Origin of the sequence: Corynebacterium sp. HMSC06G04, from assembly GCF_001807365.1 — a bacterium.
GTDB classification, from domain to species: Bacteria; Actinomycetota; Actinomycetes; order Mycobacteriales; family Mycobacteriaceae; genus Corynebacterium; species Corynebacterium simulans.
Window position 1 is genome coordinate 1 of the sequence record NZ_KV788623.1, and the last position, 16,120, is coordinate 16,120.

14 protein-coding genes and 1 pseudogene are annotated in these 16,120 nt (G+C 58.2%); 9 read left to right on the top strand and 6 right to left on the bottom strand.

Features of this window, described 5'->3' with window-relative positions; genetic code table 11:
- Positions 1-589 (top strand): hypothetical protein (locus HMPREF3158_RS12985; protein WP_168161763.1); only part of this gene is annotated, 589 nt, incomplete at its 5' end.
- A 4-nt stretch (positions 590-593) separates the two neighbouring features.
- Here HMPREF3158_RS12985 and HMPREF3158_RS09280 read toward each other — a convergent pair.
- The 4 genes and pseudogenes from HMPREF3158_RS09280 to HMPREF3158_RS09300 form a co-directional block, all read right to left on the bottom strand.
- Positions 594-1,514 carry a NaeI family type II restriction endonuclease gene (locus HMPREF3158_RS09280; protein ID WP_062035412.1) on the bottom strand — a complete coding sequence of 307 codons (921 nt, stop codon included), beginning with the start codon at positions 1,512-1,514 and terminating at the stop codon, positions 594-596.
- A gap of 10 nt (positions 1,515-1,524) precedes the next feature.
- Positions 1,525-2,562, bottom strand: coding sequence for a DNA cytosine methyltransferase (locus HMPREF3158_RS09285; RefSeq protein WP_061921833.1), 1,038 nt, complete (start codon positions 2,560-2,562; stop codon positions 1,525-1,527).
- A 530-nt stretch (positions 2,563-3,092) separates the two neighbouring features.
- A pseudogene (locus HMPREF3158_RS09295) lies at positions 3,093-3,347 on the bottom strand (NUDIX domain-containing protein); the annotation flags it as partial.
- Positions 3,348-3,399: 52 nt separating this feature from the next.
- Positions 3,400-3,813, bottom strand: coding sequence for a (deoxy)nucleoside triphosphate pyrophosphohydrolase (locus HMPREF3158_RS09300; protein ID WP_061921839.1), 414 nt, complete (start codon positions 3,811-3,813; stop codon positions 3,400-3,402).
- A gap of 134 nt (positions 3,814-3,947) precedes the next feature.
- On the opposite strand from HMPREF3158_RS09300, the gene HMPREF3158_RS09305 reads away from it, so the two are divergent.
- Positions 3,948-5,294 carry a YjiH family protein gene (locus HMPREF3158_RS09305; RefSeq protein WP_061921843.1) on the top strand — a complete coding sequence of 449 codons (1,347 nt, stop codon included), beginning with the start codon at positions 3,948-3,950 and terminating at the stop codon, positions 5,292-5,294.
- A 98-nt stretch (positions 5,295-5,392) separates the two neighbouring features.
- Positions 5,393-5,827: a hypothetical protein gene (locus HMPREF3158_RS09310; protein ID WP_235591287.1), complete on the top strand. Its 435-nt coding sequence runs from the start codon at positions 5,393-5,395 to the stop codon at positions 5,825-5,827.
- A 40-nt stretch (positions 5,828-5,867) separates the two neighbouring features.
- Here the strand turns inward: HMPREF3158_RS09310 and hutG are convergent, their stop codons facing one another.
- Positions 5,868-6,800 (bottom strand): formimidoylglutamase, encoded by a 933-nt coding sequence (gene hutG / locus HMPREF3158_RS09315; RefSeq protein ID WP_062039024.1) that lies wholly within the window; start codon positions 6,798-6,800, stop codon positions 5,868-5,870.
- Positions 6,801-6,898: 98 nt separating this feature from the next.
- Between hutG and HMPREF3158_RS09320 the strand changes: the two genes are divergently transcribed.
- From HMPREF3158_RS09320 to hutI, 5 genes are all read left to right on the top strand, one after another.
- On the top strand, positions 6,899-7,606 hold the full coding sequence (locus HMPREF3158_RS09320) for an IclR family transcriptional regulator (RefSeq protein WP_062039021.1): 708 nt from the start codon (positions 6,899-6,901) through the stop codon (positions 7,604-7,606).
- A 76-nt stretch (positions 7,607-7,682) separates the two neighbouring features.
- Positions 7,683-9,236 carry a histidine ammonia-lyase gene (gene hutH / locus HMPREF3158_RS09325; protein ID WP_070498275.1) on the top strand — a complete coding sequence of 518 codons (1,554 nt, stop codon included), beginning with the start codon at positions 7,683-7,685 and terminating at the stop codon, positions 9,234-9,236.
- A 1-nt stretch (position 9,237) separates the two neighbouring features.
- Positions 9,238-9,885: a flavin reductase family protein gene (locus tag HMPREF3158_RS09330; protein WP_210386643.1), complete on the top strand. Its 648-nt coding sequence runs from the start codon at positions 9,238-9,240 to the stop codon at positions 9,883-9,885.
- A 291-nt stretch (positions 9,886-10,176) separates the two neighbouring features.
- Positions 10,177-11,853 (top strand): urocanate hydratase, encoded by a 1,677-nt coding sequence (gene hutU, locus HMPREF3158_RS09335; RefSeq protein WP_070498278.1) that lies wholly within the window; start codon positions 10,177-10,179, stop codon positions 11,851-11,853.
- A 48-nt stretch (positions 11,854-11,901) separates the two neighbouring features.
- Positions 11,902-13,080: an imidazolonepropionase gene (hutI, locus tag HMPREF3158_RS09340; protein WP_061921860.1), complete on the top strand. Its 1,179-nt coding sequence runs from the start codon at positions 11,902-11,904 to the stop codon at positions 13,078-13,080.
- Here hutI and HMPREF3158_RS09345 read toward each other — a convergent pair.
- Entirely contained in the window at positions 13,077-13,955 is an 879-nt protein-coding gene (locus tag HMPREF3158_RS09345) for an SGNH/GDSL hydrolase family protein (RefSeq protein ID WP_070498281.1), read from the bottom strand. The genes hutI and HMPREF3158_RS09345 overlap by 4 nt on opposite strands.
- Positions 13,956-14,117: 162 nt before the next feature.
- On the opposite strand from HMPREF3158_RS09345, the gene HMPREF3158_RS09350 reads away from it, so the two are divergent.
- Entirely contained in the window at positions 14,118-16,109 is a 1,992-nt protein-coding gene (locus tag HMPREF3158_RS09350) for a DEAD/DEAH box helicase (protein WP_070498284.1), read from the top strand.
- Positions 16,110-16,120 lie beyond the last annotated feature (11 nt).

Consider the following 16,120-nt stretch of genomic DNA (forward strand, 5'->3'; position numbering starts at 1 on the left):
GCAACACCCCTACCAACAAGCCGCTCTCAGCACAAACGAAGCAACTGGAGGACAAGGCGACACGGCCGTTCTGTCAGAATCTATTGATGGGGACAAAACCGGTGTGCGTCGAGCGAAATCCGATGGCATCTCAAAGGTTTCATGGGATGACGATTTTCCATTCGAGGTTCGGTTCCTCGCAGCGAGGTTCGAACCAAACGAAAGGTTCAGAACTAATAATGGTGGAACGGGTAAAGGCGTTTTACATCTGAATTTGTATTTTCCGCTTTTCCAAAATGAGTTTAAGTATTGGCAGGAGCAGTATGGTCACGCTCCGTATGAAGAAGTCATGGAAATCGTGAAATCTGCATACGAAAGTGAAGCAGTGTCCAAGGTGATGCATGGGAAAAAGCTGAATGGTGCTCGAACAATTAGTCCAGAGGCGCTAGAAGAAGCTGAGTCCCCCGTAGATTTGAGTATTTCTCAAACCGTAGTGAATGCTTGGCTAGGGACAGAAGCTCTGACTGCTGCGCTGTTGGGGCTGGTTAATGTTGAGTCGCGGATCGTAAATCGATTCAATGGGCGTCACTACATCAGGACCGGAGTTTAGACGTCTACTTGAATGGGAGTGTCGGGGCTGGTTCGACTGCATCGGTTGGTGTTGCAATTCGCCAGTAAGAATCATCGATATAGGTTTTAGAGCCCTCGAAGCTTTTCTCACACTTAACTAATCGCGTTGATAGTGAATCACCGTCTTTGGGGATTGGCAGGCCTAATTCGGCGGCAATTTTCTGGTGCTTGAGGTAATCTCCAAGGATCACGATCCCCTCAGGCTGTAGAGCAGAACGAGAGCCTCCGTTGTATCGAATACGCTTCATATAGTCCTTTTGCTGCGCGACAGTGGCGATGATGCCACGTGGGACTATGATGCCTTGAGCAATTCTGAACAATTCATTGAGGCGCTGAGCTCCGGAACTTGAAGAGAAAATCTTTGCTCGGTCGTCCTCGCTGAGTTGTAGGAGGGTGTTCGGCGGAAAAGCTTCGTCTAGGAAAAGCCATTGAATTGCGCTGCGACCAGCGGCGGAAATCGAGCGCTTGCCGTCGCGATTGCTGCCTCTAGTCAGAATTGAGTAATCGAGAAAAGCGAATCCCACTCGAAAAGTTCCCTGCTCATCGTCGGCATGGCAAAGCATTCCATGATGCCCGAGAGCCTCGATAGGGATCATCCAGCCAAACTTCTGTTTCGAGTACTTGCAGTCAACTTCGAAGCCCTCGATGTCGAAATCCATCACCTCACCGTCGCCGATAAAGCCGTCGAATTCTCGGCGAATGTTGATTTCGACTATTGAGCCGAGGTGAGCAGATTCGGTCTTACTGAGCTGGCTAATGGCGAAACGTCCAGTATGTTGACCATCATAAATCTGGTCGAAAGACTCGCGGAAGACACGTCCGAGGCGTTCTCCCGTGGGGTCTTGCTCTTTGAATGCAGCCGCTAGCTGTATAGAAATCGTGTCAGGTTGAATCTTGGCAATCACCTTGCCAATTTTAAATCAGACTCAGCTGGTTGACACGGGTTGGTGTTGCAGGTTCTAGAGACTTCGGAATTGGTTTCTTTCGCAGCGCGAACTTTATGCGTTCGCCGAGTGCCTTGGCCACCGGCGGAGGAAAGGCATTGCCAACCTGCCGCCATTGTGCGGTTTTCCCACCGGCCCACTTCCAGTCTTCGGGGAAACCTTGGATGACACCACCCATTCGTACCGTCAAACGCGGCATTTCTTGTTCGGGGTCTGTTGTGAAATCAGCAGCTGGCGGTGATTCGGCGATAGAGGAGCCCTTAATTCCGAGTTTCTTCCAGGCTTCTCGAGCACGCGTTGGCCCTACATCTGGGCCACCATGTTTTTTGCTTCCGCCCACAAGAGTCGGGCCCACTGTGTTTGCGTTTCGAGCCCAAGCTTCAGCTCCAGGCCAACCATTTTCTGCCATTAGCGGGAGAAGTGCTGTTCCCACCGGCATGTGTGATTTAACTACTTTCGGCCAGGCAAAATAGTTGGCAAATTCGTCCTTTAAAGCGACAAGGATGAACCTTGGTCGAAGCTGCGGCACTCCATAATCAGCTGCTTGGAGAAGTTTCCAAAAGGCGGTGTACCCCATTTCTTCAAGCTGATCGATTATTTGATCTCGGTAGGAGTCAAACCGTTTTTGACCGAGCCCTTTAACGTTTTCTAGAAGCACAGCACGTGGATCAATTTCGTTGATCAGACGTAGCGCCTGTGGAAAGAGGTCGCGTTCATCGTCGGCGCCAAGTTGCTTACCTGCTATTGAAAAAGGAGGGCATGGAACTCCGCCAGCAAATAGGTCGATTTTCCCTCTCCATGGCCTACCATCCAGGTTATGGACGTCCATTTCATGGACATTCCATTTTCCAAGAGGTCCTTCAGTTCCGCGGTTCTGGCGGAGAGTTTCAGCGGCCCAATTATCGATTTCGACGACCGCTGCGTGATGGAAACCTGCCTGTTCTAAGCCCAAAGCCTGGCCGCCAGCGCCAGCGCAAATCTCGAATGAGTGGAGGCGTGAGGTAGCCATCGAGCCGGTTCCTTTCTGAGCGTGAAAACGTAAACAATCATCGTGTGATAATGGTTTGATTAATAAAGTGTCTGTGTTGATTCTCTGTTGAGAGCATAGCGAGTTGGCGGACATTCCATATAATTTTACGAACGCTTGTTCCCTTAAGAGGTGTAATTGCATGAAAACGACGCGAGTGCCCTGGCATCGAGATGAGATCTTGGTAGTGGCTGCGATCGGGATCAAGTATGGGTGGCCGAACACGTCGCCGCGTTCGGAAATGGAAAAGCTCTCGAGTCTACTGCGTAGATGCGCCGTCCACCCTGAAATTGAGCCAGGTGAAGAGGACACGAAATTCCGTAATGTTAATGGAGTCGAGCGAAAATACTACGACTTATTAACTGCACGCCCAGGATATCCAGGAAACGCGACCAATGGTGGAAAAACTACTTATTCGATTGTTGAATACATGATTGAGCACCAGATGGAAGTCTTTGAAGCTGGAATTAAGATACAGCAAATGCTGGAGTCTGACACATACCGGAGTTTCGTTATCCCAGGCCTAAGAGTTTAAGGCTCGGAATGTCGGTCGGCGCCCACTCTAGTTCTTGGGCTTTGTCTGGGGTGACCCAGTGGGTAGCGTCGTGGTCGGTGAGGGCGAGGCCTTCGGTTGTCAGGTTGGCCTCGGTGGTGCAGCGAAAAGTAGTCAGCTCGATGGTGGCGAACTTGTACTCGTGCACGGTGGTGGTGACCTTCTCGCCGATGGTGGCTTCGATACCGAGCTCTTCGTGAAGCTCACGGGCGAGGGCTTGCTCGGGGGCCTATCTAGTTGGTCAAGTCCGCGGGTGGATTCCTTTCTTAGCTGTGACTAGAAGCAATAGCTTCTACCGCAGGGATATCTGCGGGAGCCCAAGTAAGATGCGCGGCCTCTGTGGAGGTAACCCATTTCGTATCGTCGTGGTCGGTGAGGCTGAGGTCGTCGGCTAGCAGGGAGGCGGTGGTGGTGCAGTAAAAGGTGGTGAGCTCGATGGTGGCGAAATCGTAATGGTGAACGGTTGTCGTTACCTTTTCACCGACGGTGGCTGAAATGCCGAGTTCTTCCTTAAGTTCGCGCGCGAGTGCTTGCTCTGGTGTTTCGCCGGGTTCGATCTTGCCGCCGGGAAATTCCCACATGCCAGCAAGGGAAGTGCCGGGCTTCTTGCGGAAGGCTAAAAGCTGTGTGCGTTCTTCATCGACGAAGACGGCGCCCACAACGCGAATGGGTTTAGACATGACTCTATTGTGCCTTGGATCTCGAAAACGTGTAGACAGCAGTCTGTAACTTAGCTAACATATTCCCAATGTTCGCGTAAAGGCTGTCGCGCGGGCTTGAATTTTGTATGCAAGCTTGAGGGGACGGTTTTACTGTGACTTCTACCGAATCGGTTTACTCCTCCCACCAGAGTCATGACGGGGAAATTCCGCAGCCTGGGGGACGGTGGAAACTCTTTTTATATAGCGCGATTGGCGCATTCGTATTCTTCCTGCCGGTGACGTATCAGGATAAGCGCTCTATTCCTTTGGACCACATGGTCACCATGGTGCGTGAGGGGATTCCGGCGGCGGTGCCGTGGATTATCTTTGCCTTGGCCGTGTACGGAACGGTGCGGAGTTTTATTACCGGCGCATTTAAAGAAAGCGCGCTTCAGGCAGTCTTTGCGGTGCTCAATGTTGTCGGTGCGGTGATCTCGTTTCTTATGGTCATCGACGCGCTGCCGTGGGTGCTCGGTGACGAGGACTTGGTGCCGTTCCTGTGGAACTCGATTGCCATTCCGGTAGGCCTCATCGTGCCTATTGGTGGTGCGTTCCTAGCGTTTCTCATTGGCTTTGGCCTGCTGGAGTTCGTCGGCGTGCTCATGCAGCCCATCATGCGACCGTTGTGGAAGACGCCGGGACGCTCTGCTATTGATGCAGTGGCCTCGTTCGTGGGCTCATATTCACTGGGAATTTTGGTCACGGACCGCGTCTACCAAAAGGGCGGATACACCGGGCGTGAGGCAGCGATTATTGCCACCGGCTTTTCGACGGTCTCTGCGGCCTTCATGGTCATCGTGGCCAAGCAGCTCGACTTGATGAAGGTATGGGGCACATACTTCATCGTCACGCTCATCGTGACTTTTGTGGTTACCGCCATTACCGTGCGGATTCCGCCGCTGCGCACCATTCCAGACGAGTATTTTGCGGACGCGCACCCAGATCCGGAAAAGCCGGTGGAAGGCTCGCGCATCAAAAACGCGTGGCGCGAGGCGATGTTGGCGCTACAACGCGCACCGTCGTTGTGGGAGTCCATCTGGGAGAACCTGCGCGATGGTGTGCGCATGGCGGCAGCAATCGTGCCGTCCATTATGTCGGTGGGTCTCATCGGACTGCTGCTTGCGCGCTTTACGCCCATCTTCGAGTGGATTGGCTACCTGTTCTACCCATTTGCGTGGGTAGCGCGGCTTCCGGAGCCGGTACTAGCGGGCAAGGGCGCGGCCATGGGAATTGCGGAGATGTTCCTGCCCGCCACCGCAGTGGCAGGCAGCGACAGCATGGTGCTCAAGTTCGTCATCGGCGTGGTGGCAGTCTCTGCCATTATTTTCTTCTCCGCATTGGTGCCGTGCATCCTGGCAACCAAGATTCCGGTGAAGCTGACTCACTTGGTCATCATTTGGTTTGAGCGTGTCGCGCTGACCATTCTTATCGCCACCCCGATTGCCCACCTGCTGTTTTGATAGGTTAAACCCAAGACGGGTTAGAGGATCTATATCGCTGGAGGGCAATGATGCTTATAGCCACTATCGCAGCTGAGGTAGCCTTTTGGCTTTGCTTAGTGGCTGGCTGCCTCTTGCGCTACGTGTTTAATCTGCGCAAACTCGGTTTGATACTTATGGCCGCGACCCCAATCATCGACCTGCTGCTCTTAGTATTTTTCTACGTGAGCCTGAGCCAAGGCGGTAGGGCCGAGTTCATGCACGGATTCGCGGCCTTTTATATTTCTTTCTCTGTTGTCTTCGGCAAAGACATTATTGGATTCGTAGACCGGAAGGTTTCTGGAGTTGCACCCCGAGAAAGTGCTCATGCGGACAGGCGCAGTTTCACAAAGTGTGTGGTTGCGAGTGCTGGCGCAGCGCTTTTGCTGCTCATAGGCATTGTGGTGACTGGCTTAGCGGGTAGCTTCTGGCTTGTCTACTGGCTCATCGCTGTTGCCTTTACTCCTGCTATGTGGTGGGGAGTCCAACGTTGGATGAGTAAGAAAGCTACCTGATAAACTGCACGGCCCGGGTAAACCCCAACGCCGTTGGCGTTTAGCTAGTGAGGTGGGCCGTCACGATGTCATCGATAAGCCGCGCGGCTGCTTTGGCGGTGCGGTTATCTATGTCAAAGGTGGGATTGAGCTCGACGACGTCCACCAGAGCCAGCTTGCCCGTCCGCGCAATTGCTACGGCCATGGCGCGGATACGCTCATAGCTCACGCCCAGAGATGCCGGGGCGGATACGCCCGGCGCGGTAGAAGCCGGCAGGACATCGAGGTCGATGGACAAGTGAACCTTGTCCTTGCCCTCGGTGGCGCGGGCTGCAAGTTCGCCGCACTCGGCCGGGGTGAGGTTGGTTAGCTCTTCATCCAAAGTGATGGCCACGCCGAGAGATTCGGCTTCATCAAAAAGCACCTTGGTGTTATTGGGGCGGGAGATGCCCAGCACGGTGTAATCAAAGTCATCGCTAAGCTCCGAAATCTGCTTGAACGGGGTGCCGGAGGTCGCCTGGTCCGCGCGGCGGAGATCGAAGTGGGCGTCGAGATTGATGATCTTGGTGGCGCCTACCGCGCGATACAGGCCGCGGTGGGAGCCGAAGGCGGTTTCGTGCCCGCCGCCCAGGATGATGGGGAGGGTGCCGGCCGCGACGAGTTCTTGCACCTTATCGGAAAGGGCGTCGTGGGCACCCTCGAGGTCATCGGCCTGTGTGGTGATCGTGCCGGCGTCGGCAAGCGCATGCTCATGGTGCACCGCCAAGGAGCCAAGCGCGGAACGCAGCGCGGCTGGGCCTGCGGCTGCACCCTGGCGCCCACCATTACGCAGCACGCCCTCGTCGGAAGCAAAACCCAAGAGAGTCACTGGGGCTGGGGAAGTGGCGGACTGATTGATAACGCTATGCCAGCGAGCATGCTCTGGTCCCGGGCCATCGGAGCGGCCGGACCATTCGGGGGCGGGGGTGAAAAGTTCAGCTGTTTCAGTGTTCATGGTCTTCGATGTTAGGTAAAACCGCGGCATGTGGCAGGAAACTCTGCCTACAATCACTAAGCGTGAGTACCAACAGAGTCCCCGCGGCGCGTCACGCGATGGAGATCCTCAAGCTTTTATCCACGATCGACGTCCCTATTTCTGCCGCCCGCATCCAAGGTGAGCTCAACCTGCCGCGCTCATCTACGTACCACCTGCTGGCGGAGATGGTTGATGCTGGTTTTGTAGCCCATTTGCCGGAGCATAAGACCTATGGCCTGGGGTTGGCGGCGTATTCCATGGCCTCGGCCTATGTAACGCAGCAGCCCTTGGTGCGCATGGCTACTCGGGACTTGGAACAGTGTGCGGCGCTGGTGGGTGGATCGGGGCATCTGTCACGTATGGCTGGATCGGAAATTTTGTATCTGCAGGAGGTGCGTGCGGCCGGGGCTACTTCCTTGGTGACCGAGGTGGGCGTGCGCCTGCAAGCACATAAGACGGCATCCGGGCGTGTGATGCTGGCGCATCTGCCTGATGCGGAGGTGCGCGCCGCCTTTGATACTGCGGGAGGTAGCGGCTTTGCCGCGTTGAAAGAACGCTTGGGTTTGGTAGCTGCACGCGGGTGGGACCAAGAGATTGAAGAAATTACTCGCGGTCAGGCCTCTGTGGCGGTACCCATCCTGGATCATTTGGACCGCCCAGCGGCGGCGGTGGCGGTGACGTATCCGGTAGGGACGCCGGATACGAAGGTAGACGCCGCTATTCGAGCTTTGCTGGAGGTATCGGACAAGATGGCGGCTAAAATGTACCGCAATCATAAAAAGTGAGGTAGCATACATTCATCGCGTTAGGCTGTCGCGCGACACATTGAAATTGTTGATCCCTTTTAAAGGAGTTTTTGCCATGCCTAACGCCTACCCAACTACCGTGACCGTAAATGTCGGCGCGCTGAGCATCGAGGACGTCGTTGCCGTTGCCCGTTATGGCGCGCAGGTGGAGATTGCTCCCGAAGCGCTAGCAGAGGTGGCCGCTACCCGCGAGCGCATTGAAGAACTCGCGCAGGATCCGACCCCCGTCTACGGGATTTCCACCGGTTTCGGCGCTTTGGCCCGCCGTCATATCCCGGAAGAGATGCGCGCCCAGCTGCAGCTTTCCCTGGTACGTTCGCATGCTGCGGGCACCGGCCCGGAAGTAGAAGAAGAAGTCATCCGCGCACTGATGCTGCTGCGCCTGTCCACCCTGTGCACCGGCCGCACTGGCGTGCGCCCCGTAGTGGTGGAAACGTATGCCAAGGCCCTCAATGCCGGCATTGTGCCGGTGGTGCGCGACTATGGCTCGCTGGGCTGCTCCGGAGATTTGGCGCCGCTTGCTCACTGTGCACTGGCCCTGTTGGGAGAAGGCGAGGTGCGGGTAAACGGCGAGCTGCAGGATGCGGGCGAAGCCTTGGCCGCAGCTGGCATCGAGCCGCTGCAGCTGCGCGAGAAGGAAGGCCTAGCGCTCATCAACGGCACCGATGGCATGCTCGGCCAGCTCTGCCTGGCCATTACTGACCTGCGCGCGGCCGCAAAGACCGCCGATATTGCCACCGCCATGACCGTGGAGGGCCTGCTGGGTACCCTCGTTGTCTTTGCAGATGACCTGCAGCAGTTGCGCCCACATCCGGGCCAGGCCGATGCCGCGGCCAATATCCTCCAGGTGGCCGAGGGGTCACAGATCTTGGAAGCCGCGCTCGAGGAGTTCAAGAAGAATCAGGTACAGGATGCCTACTCCGTGCGCTGCGCCCCGCAGGTCGCCGGCGGTTTCCGCGATACGTTGACCCACACTGCCCAGGTGGCTGAACGCGAGCTGGCTGCCGCGGTGGATAATCCGGTGGTGACCAAGGATGGCCGCGTGGTCTCCAATGGTAACTTCCACGGCGCGCCGGTGGCCTATGCGCTCGACTTCCTGGCAATTGTCACCGCGGATTTGGCCTCGATTTCCGAGCGCCGTACCGACCGCTTCCTGGACCCGGCACGCAACCGCGGGCTGAACGCATTTCTTGCCGACGACCCCGGTGTTGACTCCGGCCACATGATTGCCCAGTACGCCCAGGCCGGCATCGTGAGCGAAATGAAGCGCCTGGCCAACCCATCTTCGGCCGATTCCATTCCTTCTTCTGCCATGCAGGAAGACCACGTGTCTATGGGCTGGTCCGCGGCTCGCAAGCTGCGCAAGGCCGTCGATGGCCTGCAGCGCGTGCTGGCCGTTGAGATCCTCACCGCCGCCCGCGCCATCGACATGCGCGAGGGTGCCCCGGCTAAGGGAACCGGCGCGGTGATCGCCAAGCTGCGCGAAACCGTCAAGGGGCCAGGTGTGGACCGTTACCTCTCTCCGGAAATCGAGGAGACCGTGCGCCTAGTCAAGGAGGGCGCGCTTGTCGAAGCCGTCGAGAATGCTACCGGAAAGCTGCGTGGTTAATATGTCGACCATCTCTTGGCGCCCGCAATCTGAGCCCAACCCCTTGCCGTTTTCCCCTTTTAAAGCCAGCACGGTACCGCGCCCCATTGGATGGCTTTCCAGCGTGGATGGTGAGGGCCGCGAAAACATCGCGCCCTATAGTCAGTGGCAAAACCTCACCTTCGATCCACCCATGGTGATGTTTTCGGCCAACCAGTACCCGGATGGTCGCCGCAAGGACACGGTGCTTAACGCGGAGGAGACCGGCTGGTTCGTGTGGAATATGGCCACCTATGATCTACGCGAGGAAGTCAATAAATCCGCCCAGGTGCTCGACTATGGCGACAGCGAGTGGGACCGCCTTTCCGTAACCAAGGAATACGCGGACAATTACCGCATTCCCATGGTGAAAGAATCGCCGGTGAAGTTCGAGTGCCAGTACAAGACCACGCTGCGCGTGCCTGGTAATTCCAAGGTGGGCAGCATCGACCTCGTGGTGGCGGATGTAAAACCATCCATATCGATGAATCTGTCATCGATGAGGAAGGCAAGCTTGACATCCTCAAGATTTAGCCCATCGCGCGCATGGGCTACTTTGACTACACCGTGGTCACTGAAAAATTCGAGATGCGCGTGCCCGGCTCCGACGACGCCGCGCGCGCCGGACTAGAGGGCAGCGCGTAGCGCATCGGCCATAGCCCGCTGGCCCGCGTGGGTGGATCAAGCGGCGAGGAGGGCCGCAGAAAAGAGGGGGATAAACCGGCGCATGCAGGCCGTCATAGATCATCCCGCATGTGTCTCATATACGAGACAGTTAGGGCTAATGTGGCATGGTACACAGAGCTGTGTCACAGTACTTTATGACATGTGACGCTGAACAAGTCCTCGGGGACAGCCCCGGGATACCGGCCTAGGGGGCTTGGGAGGGCGTCGAAAAGCACAAGCGAAAGGAATCCTCACCATGTCTCAACCACGCGAAGTACGCGCACCGCGCGGAACCGAACTGTCCGCCAAGTCCTGGCAGACCGAAGCGCCCCTGCGCATGCTCATGAATAACCTCGACCCGGAGGTAGCCGAGCGCCCCGAGGATCTCGTGGTCTACGGCGGCACCGGCCGTGCAGCGCGCAGCTGGGAAGCCTTCGATGCCATCGTAGAGTCCCTTAAGGATCTCGAGTCCGACGAGACCCTGCTCGTCCAGTCGGGTAAGCCGGTCGGCATCTGGAAGACCAATGAGTGGGCACCCCGCGTGCTCATCGCAAACTCCAACCTCGTGGGGGACTGGGCCAACTGGGAGCACTTCCGTGAGCTCGAGGACGAGGGCCTCATGATGTACGGCCAAATGACGGCCGGCTCCTGGATCTACATCGCTACCCAGGGCATCCTGCAGGGCACCTTTGAGACCTTCGCGGCCGTAGCGAAGAAGCGTTTTGGCGGCACCCTGGCCGGCACTTTCACCCTGACCGGTGGCTGCGGCGGCATGGGTGGCGCACAGCCGCTGTCTGTCACCCTTAACGGTGGTGCCTGCCTCATCGTGGACGTTGATGAAACCCGCCTAAAGCGCCGCCAGCATAAGCGTTACCTCGATGAGGTTGTCACCGACCTAGATGAAGCACTCAAGCTGGTTCTTGACGCCAAGGAAAACAAGAAGCCGCTATCCGTAGGCCTGGTAGGCAACGCCGCCGAGGTATTCCCGGAGATTCTGCGCCGCCAGCGCGCCGGGGAATTTACCGTCGACATCGTCACCGACCAGACCTCGGCCCACGATCCTTTGTCCTACCTGCCTTCTAAAATCACCGTGGAAGACTGGCACAACGAGGCTAAGGCGGATCCAACCACCTTCACTAAGAAGGCCCGCGAGTCCATGGCTGCTCAGGTTCAAGCGATGGTTGAATTCCAGGATGAGGGCGCTGAGGTCTTTGACTATGGCAACTCCATTCGTGACGAGGCTCGCAAGGCCGGCTACCAGCGCGCTTTCGAATTCCCAGGCTTCGTCCCGGCATATATCCGCCCACTCTTCTGTGAAGGCTTGGGCCCATTCCGCTGGGCTGCCCTCTCCGGCGATCCAGAGGACATCAAGGTCACCGACCAAGCACTCAAGGAGCTCTTCCCAGACAACGAGCACCTGCACAACTGGCTCGACGCAGCAGAGGAGTACGTCGAGTTCGAGGGACTGCCGGCACGTATTTGCTGGCTGGGTTATAACGAGCGCCACAAGGCCGGCCTGCTCTTCAACGACCTGGTGCGCGAGGGCAAAATCAAGGCTCCTATTGTCATCGGCCGCGACCACTTGGACTCCGGCTCCGTGGCCTCCCCATACCGCGAGACCGAGGCGATGCTCGATGGCACCGATGCCGTGGCCGACTGGCCACTGCTTAACGCCATGACCGCTGTGTCTTCCGGTGCTACCTGGGTGTCCCTTCACCACGGCGGCGGCGTGGGCATGGGCCGCTCCATCCACGCGGGCCAGGTCTCCGTGGCCGACGGCACCGAGTTGGCCGCCGCCAAGCTGCGCGCGGTCCTCACCAACGACCCGGGCATGGGCGTTATCCGCCACGTCGATTCCGGATACACTCGCGCGAAGGAAGTAGCTGATGAGCGCGGCGTACGCATTCCGATGGAATTTCGAGCTCGCGACTAGCAGACGGCACCACATACGGGTTGGTCAAACCCAGAAAGGACGCTTTAGATGAGCACCCTGTTTACTGGAATCTCCGAATTACACACGGTTAGTGAAGCCGGAACGCTTGACGACGCCGCCATCGTCGTCACCGATGGTGTGGTTTCGTGGGTGGGGCAGCGGTCTCAAGCACCGGCCGCTGACGACATCGTGGATTGCGGTGGGCGAGCAGTTTTGCCCGGTTGGGTCGATTCGCATACCCACATGATTTTCGATGGAGACCGCTCCGCCGAATTCGAGGCCCGCATGAGCGGTGGCTCTTATGAAGCAGGCGGCATTGCAGTCACTATGGATGCCACTCGCTCTGCTGGCGAAAGCCGACTCGAGCAGCTTCTGGTCGAGCGCATTGCAGCGGCCCGTCGAGGCGGTACTACGACCGTCGAGACAAAGACTGGGTACGGCCTCAACACCGAATCCGAAGTGCTAGCTGCGCGGGTAGCATCCAAGTACGCAGATGACGTCACTTTTCTCGGCGCGCACCTTGTTCCACCAGGCGCGGATGCTGATGACTATTTGGATGAGGTCGTAGGCCCGATGCTTGACGGCGTCGCAGACTATGCGAATTGGATTGACGTGTTCTGTGAGCGAGGCGCGTTTGATGAGACGCAGTCTCGGCGGGTTCTTGCTGCTGGTAAGGAACGTGGCTTAGGCGTGCGTGTACACGGTAATCAGTTGGGTGAGGGGCCCGGTGTTCAACTCGCGGTTGAGCTGGATGCCGCTTCAGTCGACCACGTTAACTATTTGAGCGATGCCGACATTGAGGCTTTAGCCAACTCCGAGACCGTCGCTACCATGCTTCCTGCCTGCGATCTTTCCACTCGCGAGCCGCTAGCTCCAGGGCGTCGTCTGCTTGATGCAGGCGCCACCGTTGCTATCGCTTCTAATCTGAATCCGGGAACGTCTTATACCTCCTCGATGAATTTTTGTGTTACTACGGCGGTGTTGCAGCAGCGTCTATCTCTAGACGAGGCTGTCCGAGCAGCGACGTTTGGTGGCGCTAAAGCTCTTCGCAGGCACGATGTTGGTGGAGGCCTAGATGCGCAGGGGCGTCCGGCAAAGGGCACGATTGTTGAAGGCGCTGCGGCCGATCTTCATGTGCTCGATGCACCGAGCGCCATTCACCTGGCTTATCGCCCGGGTATGCCCATGACGTGGCGTACGTTTGTCGCAGGAAAACCTGCGTTCTAAAGGTGCTCGGCGATGGCATGTGCCATCGCTGACTGCCCTTCATGGGTGGGATGCATGGGGTAGGCCCCAGTTTCCGTCCCTGCGAGGTCGACCCAACGCTCCGCAACGGGGGCGCAGCCGGTGTGCAGTTCGGTGCCCGGTGGCACGATGAACTGCGCGCCGGCGCGGTGGGCTGCTTGCTCGACTTCCAAGTTGATCTGCGAAATCTTTTGCATCAGCCAAAGACGGTCGACGTCGCTGACTTTTTCAATCGCGGGGCAATTGCTTTCGTTATCCGTCGCTGCAAGAAGTGGCATATAGGCGGTCGCGAAAATCTTGGCCTGTGGGGCCTTGCGGTGGATGCCGGCGTAGACGTCGTCTAGCTTGGCAGGCAGTGCCGCCAGGGCTTGGTCGATCTCCCCGCCGTGGAGCTCGGCGCAATTCAGGTCGCTGGTGTTCATGGCGCAGCTTGTCAGCACGCCGAAGCCGGCGTCATTGCCGCCGATGGACAAGGTGATGATGTCGGTCGTGGTGTCCACGGCGTCCAACTGCGGTGGAAGGTCCGCACGTGGCCCCAGGACGTGGTCGGTTAGGGCGCCTTGGCACGTGACGTCGTCAAGCGCGAGCCCCTTCATCTGCTGTAACTGTGACGGATAGTTGTCGCTCGCCCGTGCACACCATCCTGGCCCGGTGTGTGGGGCGCCGCGGGTGCCCATCGAGGCATAAGAGTCGCCCAACGCGACGTAGTGCAGGGCGTCGCTAGTCTGCTCGTCCTTGCCTGTCTCTTCTTTTGCTGTGTCGCAGGCGCCAAGGCTGAGCGCTAGGGCGGTGGTTGCCAGCGCAGCCAGCGTGGCGTGGCGCAGGTGGTGCGGCAGGAGGCGAGCGGAGACGGTCATGGGCGTGATTGTACGCAAATGCGGGGGGAAGGTTGACTATGCAATTGGGTGAGTGTGACCGTTAGGTAATGGGATAGATGGTGTGTTTGTTGGCACCTTTAAAGCGCTTTTAGCTCGATCGATGGCGGTAGGGGGTTTGTATAACGTACTGTGGAGCAAGCAATGAGCATTACCGATAACGCCACCGGCGGCGTGAACGAGCCGGAAGAAATCAATAAGTCGGAATCTCAGGAAATCTCGCAAGGTGAAGTTGAAACCACCGGGGCTGCGAATAACCCTGAGGACACCGGCGCTGAAAATACTTCAGCCAATGACAATTCCCAGGGGTTTGCAACTCTCGGCCTGCCTGACGATGTTCAGCACGCCGTTGCGAAGGTCGGCTTTACCCAGCCATCCCCAATCCAGGAACAAACCATCCCGATCCTGATGGAAGGCCGCGACGTCGTGGGCCTCGCCCAGACGGGTACCGGAAAAACCGCAGCTTTCGCGCTGCCGGTTCTATCCCAGGTCGACCCAGAAGTACGCCACCCACAGGCACTGGTTCTCGCCCCAACGCGTGAACTTGCCCTGCAGGTTGCGGACTCCTTCCAGTCCTTTGCTGATCACCTGGGTCGCATCGAGGTGCTGCCAATCTACGGTGGTCAAGCATACGGCATTCAGCTTTCTGGTCTGCGCCGTGGCGCCCAGATCATCGTCGGCACCCCGGGCCGCGTCATCGACCACCTAGAGAAGGGCTCCCTGGATATTTCCCAGCTGCGCTTCCTAGTCCTCGACGAGGCAGATGAGATGCTGAACATGGGCTTCCAGGAAGACGTTGAGCGCATCCTGGAAGACACTCCGGAAGAAAAGCAGGTCGCGCTGTTCTCGGCAACGATGCCGAACTCCATCCGCCGCCTGTCTAAGCAGTACCTCAACGATCCTGCTGAGGTTACTGTTAAGTCTGAGCGCCGCACCAATGACAACATCACGCAGCGCTACCTTTTGACCCCACACCGTCAGAAGATGGATGCCTTCACCCGCATCCTCGAGGTCATCGAGTACGACGCCATCATCGTCTTTTGCCGCACCAAGCACGAGACCGAAGAGGTCGCTGACAATCTGCGCGACGCTGGCTATAACGCGGCTGCCATTAATGGCGACATCGCCCAGCAGCAGCGTGAGCGCACCGTTGACCAGCTCAAGGATGGCCGCTTGGACATCCTCGTGGCTACCGACGTCGCCGCTCGTGGCCTGGACGTTGAGCGCATCACCCACGTGGTCAACTACGACATCCCGAACGACACCGAGTCTTACGTGCACCGCATTGGCCGTACCGGCCGTGCAGGCCGTACCGGTGAGGCGATCCTGTTCGTCACCCCGCGTGAGCGCCGCATGCTGCGCTCCATCGAGCGCGTAACTAACGCCCGCCTCGAGGAAATGGACCTGCCTTCCGCTGACGAGGTCAACGAGAAGCGCAAGGAAAAATTCCTGGCCAAGATCGGCGAGTCCCTGGGTGAGAAGCAGTTCGAGTTCTTCCGCGACATGGTTCGCGAGTACTCTGCAGCGAACAACGTTGCCATGGATGACATCGCCGCAGCGCTTGCAGTCCAGCTGCAGGGCGGCAAGGACTTCCTGCTCAAGGAGCAGCCAGCGCCGAAGCGCGACCGCCGTGACCGCGACCGTTTTGATCGTGGGGATCGCCGCGACCGCGGTGGACGTGGCGGCTTCCGTGACCGCGACCGCGATCGTGACCGTGGCCCGCGCCGCCCGGACGGTGACTTTGAGACCTACCGCCTGGACGTCGGCAAGCGTCAGAACGTGCGCCCAGGCGCCATCGTCGGTGCGCTGGCCAACGAGGGTGGCTTGTCCTCCAAGGACTTTGGCCGCATCACCATTGCAGTGGGCCACACTCTGGTTGACCTGCCGAAGAACCTTGACCGCGCAGTGCTGGACCGTCTGAAGGACACACGCATCTCCGGCCAGCTGATTAACATCGCCAAGGACACCGGCCGCCCGCCGCGCCGCGATGGCGATGACCGTGGCGGACGCGGCGGCCGTGGTGGTTACCGTGATGATCGTCGCGGAGGCCGTGGGCGCCGTGACGACCGTGGCGGACGGGGTGGCCGTGGTGGCTACCGTGACCGTGATGACCGTCGTGGCGGTTGGCGCGACTAACACGCGCAAAG

What these genes read in the sequence shown, in the direction of transcription:
- hutU (WP_070498278.1), top strand. Translation starts at nt 10,177, where the DNA reads ATGTCTCAACCACGCGAAGTACGCGCACCGCGCGGAACCGAACTGTCC.
- HMPREF3158_RS09320 (WP_062039021.1), top strand. Translation starts at nt 6,899, where the DNA reads ATGGAGATCCTCAAGCTTTTATCCACGATCGACGTCCCTATTTCTGCC.
- hutH (WP_070498275.1), top strand. Translation starts at nt 7,683, where the DNA reads ATGCCTAACGCCTACCCAACTACCGTGACCGTAAATGTCGGCGCGCTG.
- HMPREF3158_RS09285 (WP_061921833.1), bottom strand. Translation starts at nt 2,562, where the DNA reads ATGGCTACCTCACGCCTCCACTCATTCGAGATTTGCGCTGGCGCTGGC.
- HMPREF3158_RS09345 (WP_070498281.1), bottom strand. Translation starts at nt 13,955, where the DNA reads ATGACCGTCTCCGCTCGCCTCCTGCCGCACCACCTGCGCCACGCCACG.
- hutI (WP_061921860.1), top strand. Translation starts at nt 11,902, where the DNA reads ATGAGCACCCTGTTTACTGGAATCTCCGAATTACACACGGTTAGTGAA.
- HMPREF3158_RS09330 (WP_210386643.1), top strand. Translation starts at nt 9,238, where the DNA reads ATGTCGACCATCTCTTGGCGCCCGCAATCTGAGCCCAACCCCTTGCCG.
- HMPREF3158_RS09300 (WP_061921839.1), bottom strand. Translation starts at nt 3,813, where the DNA reads ATGTCTAAACCCATTCGCGTTGTGGGCGCCGTCTTCGTCGATGAAGAA.
- HMPREF3158_RS09350 (WP_070498284.1), top strand. Translation starts at nt 14,118, where the DNA reads ATGAGCATTACCGATAACGCCACCGGCGGCGTGAACGAGCCGGAAGAA.
- hutG (WP_062039024.1), bottom strand. Translation starts at nt 6,800, where the DNA reads ATGAACACTGAAACAGCTGAACTTTTCACCCCCGCCCCCGAATGGTCC.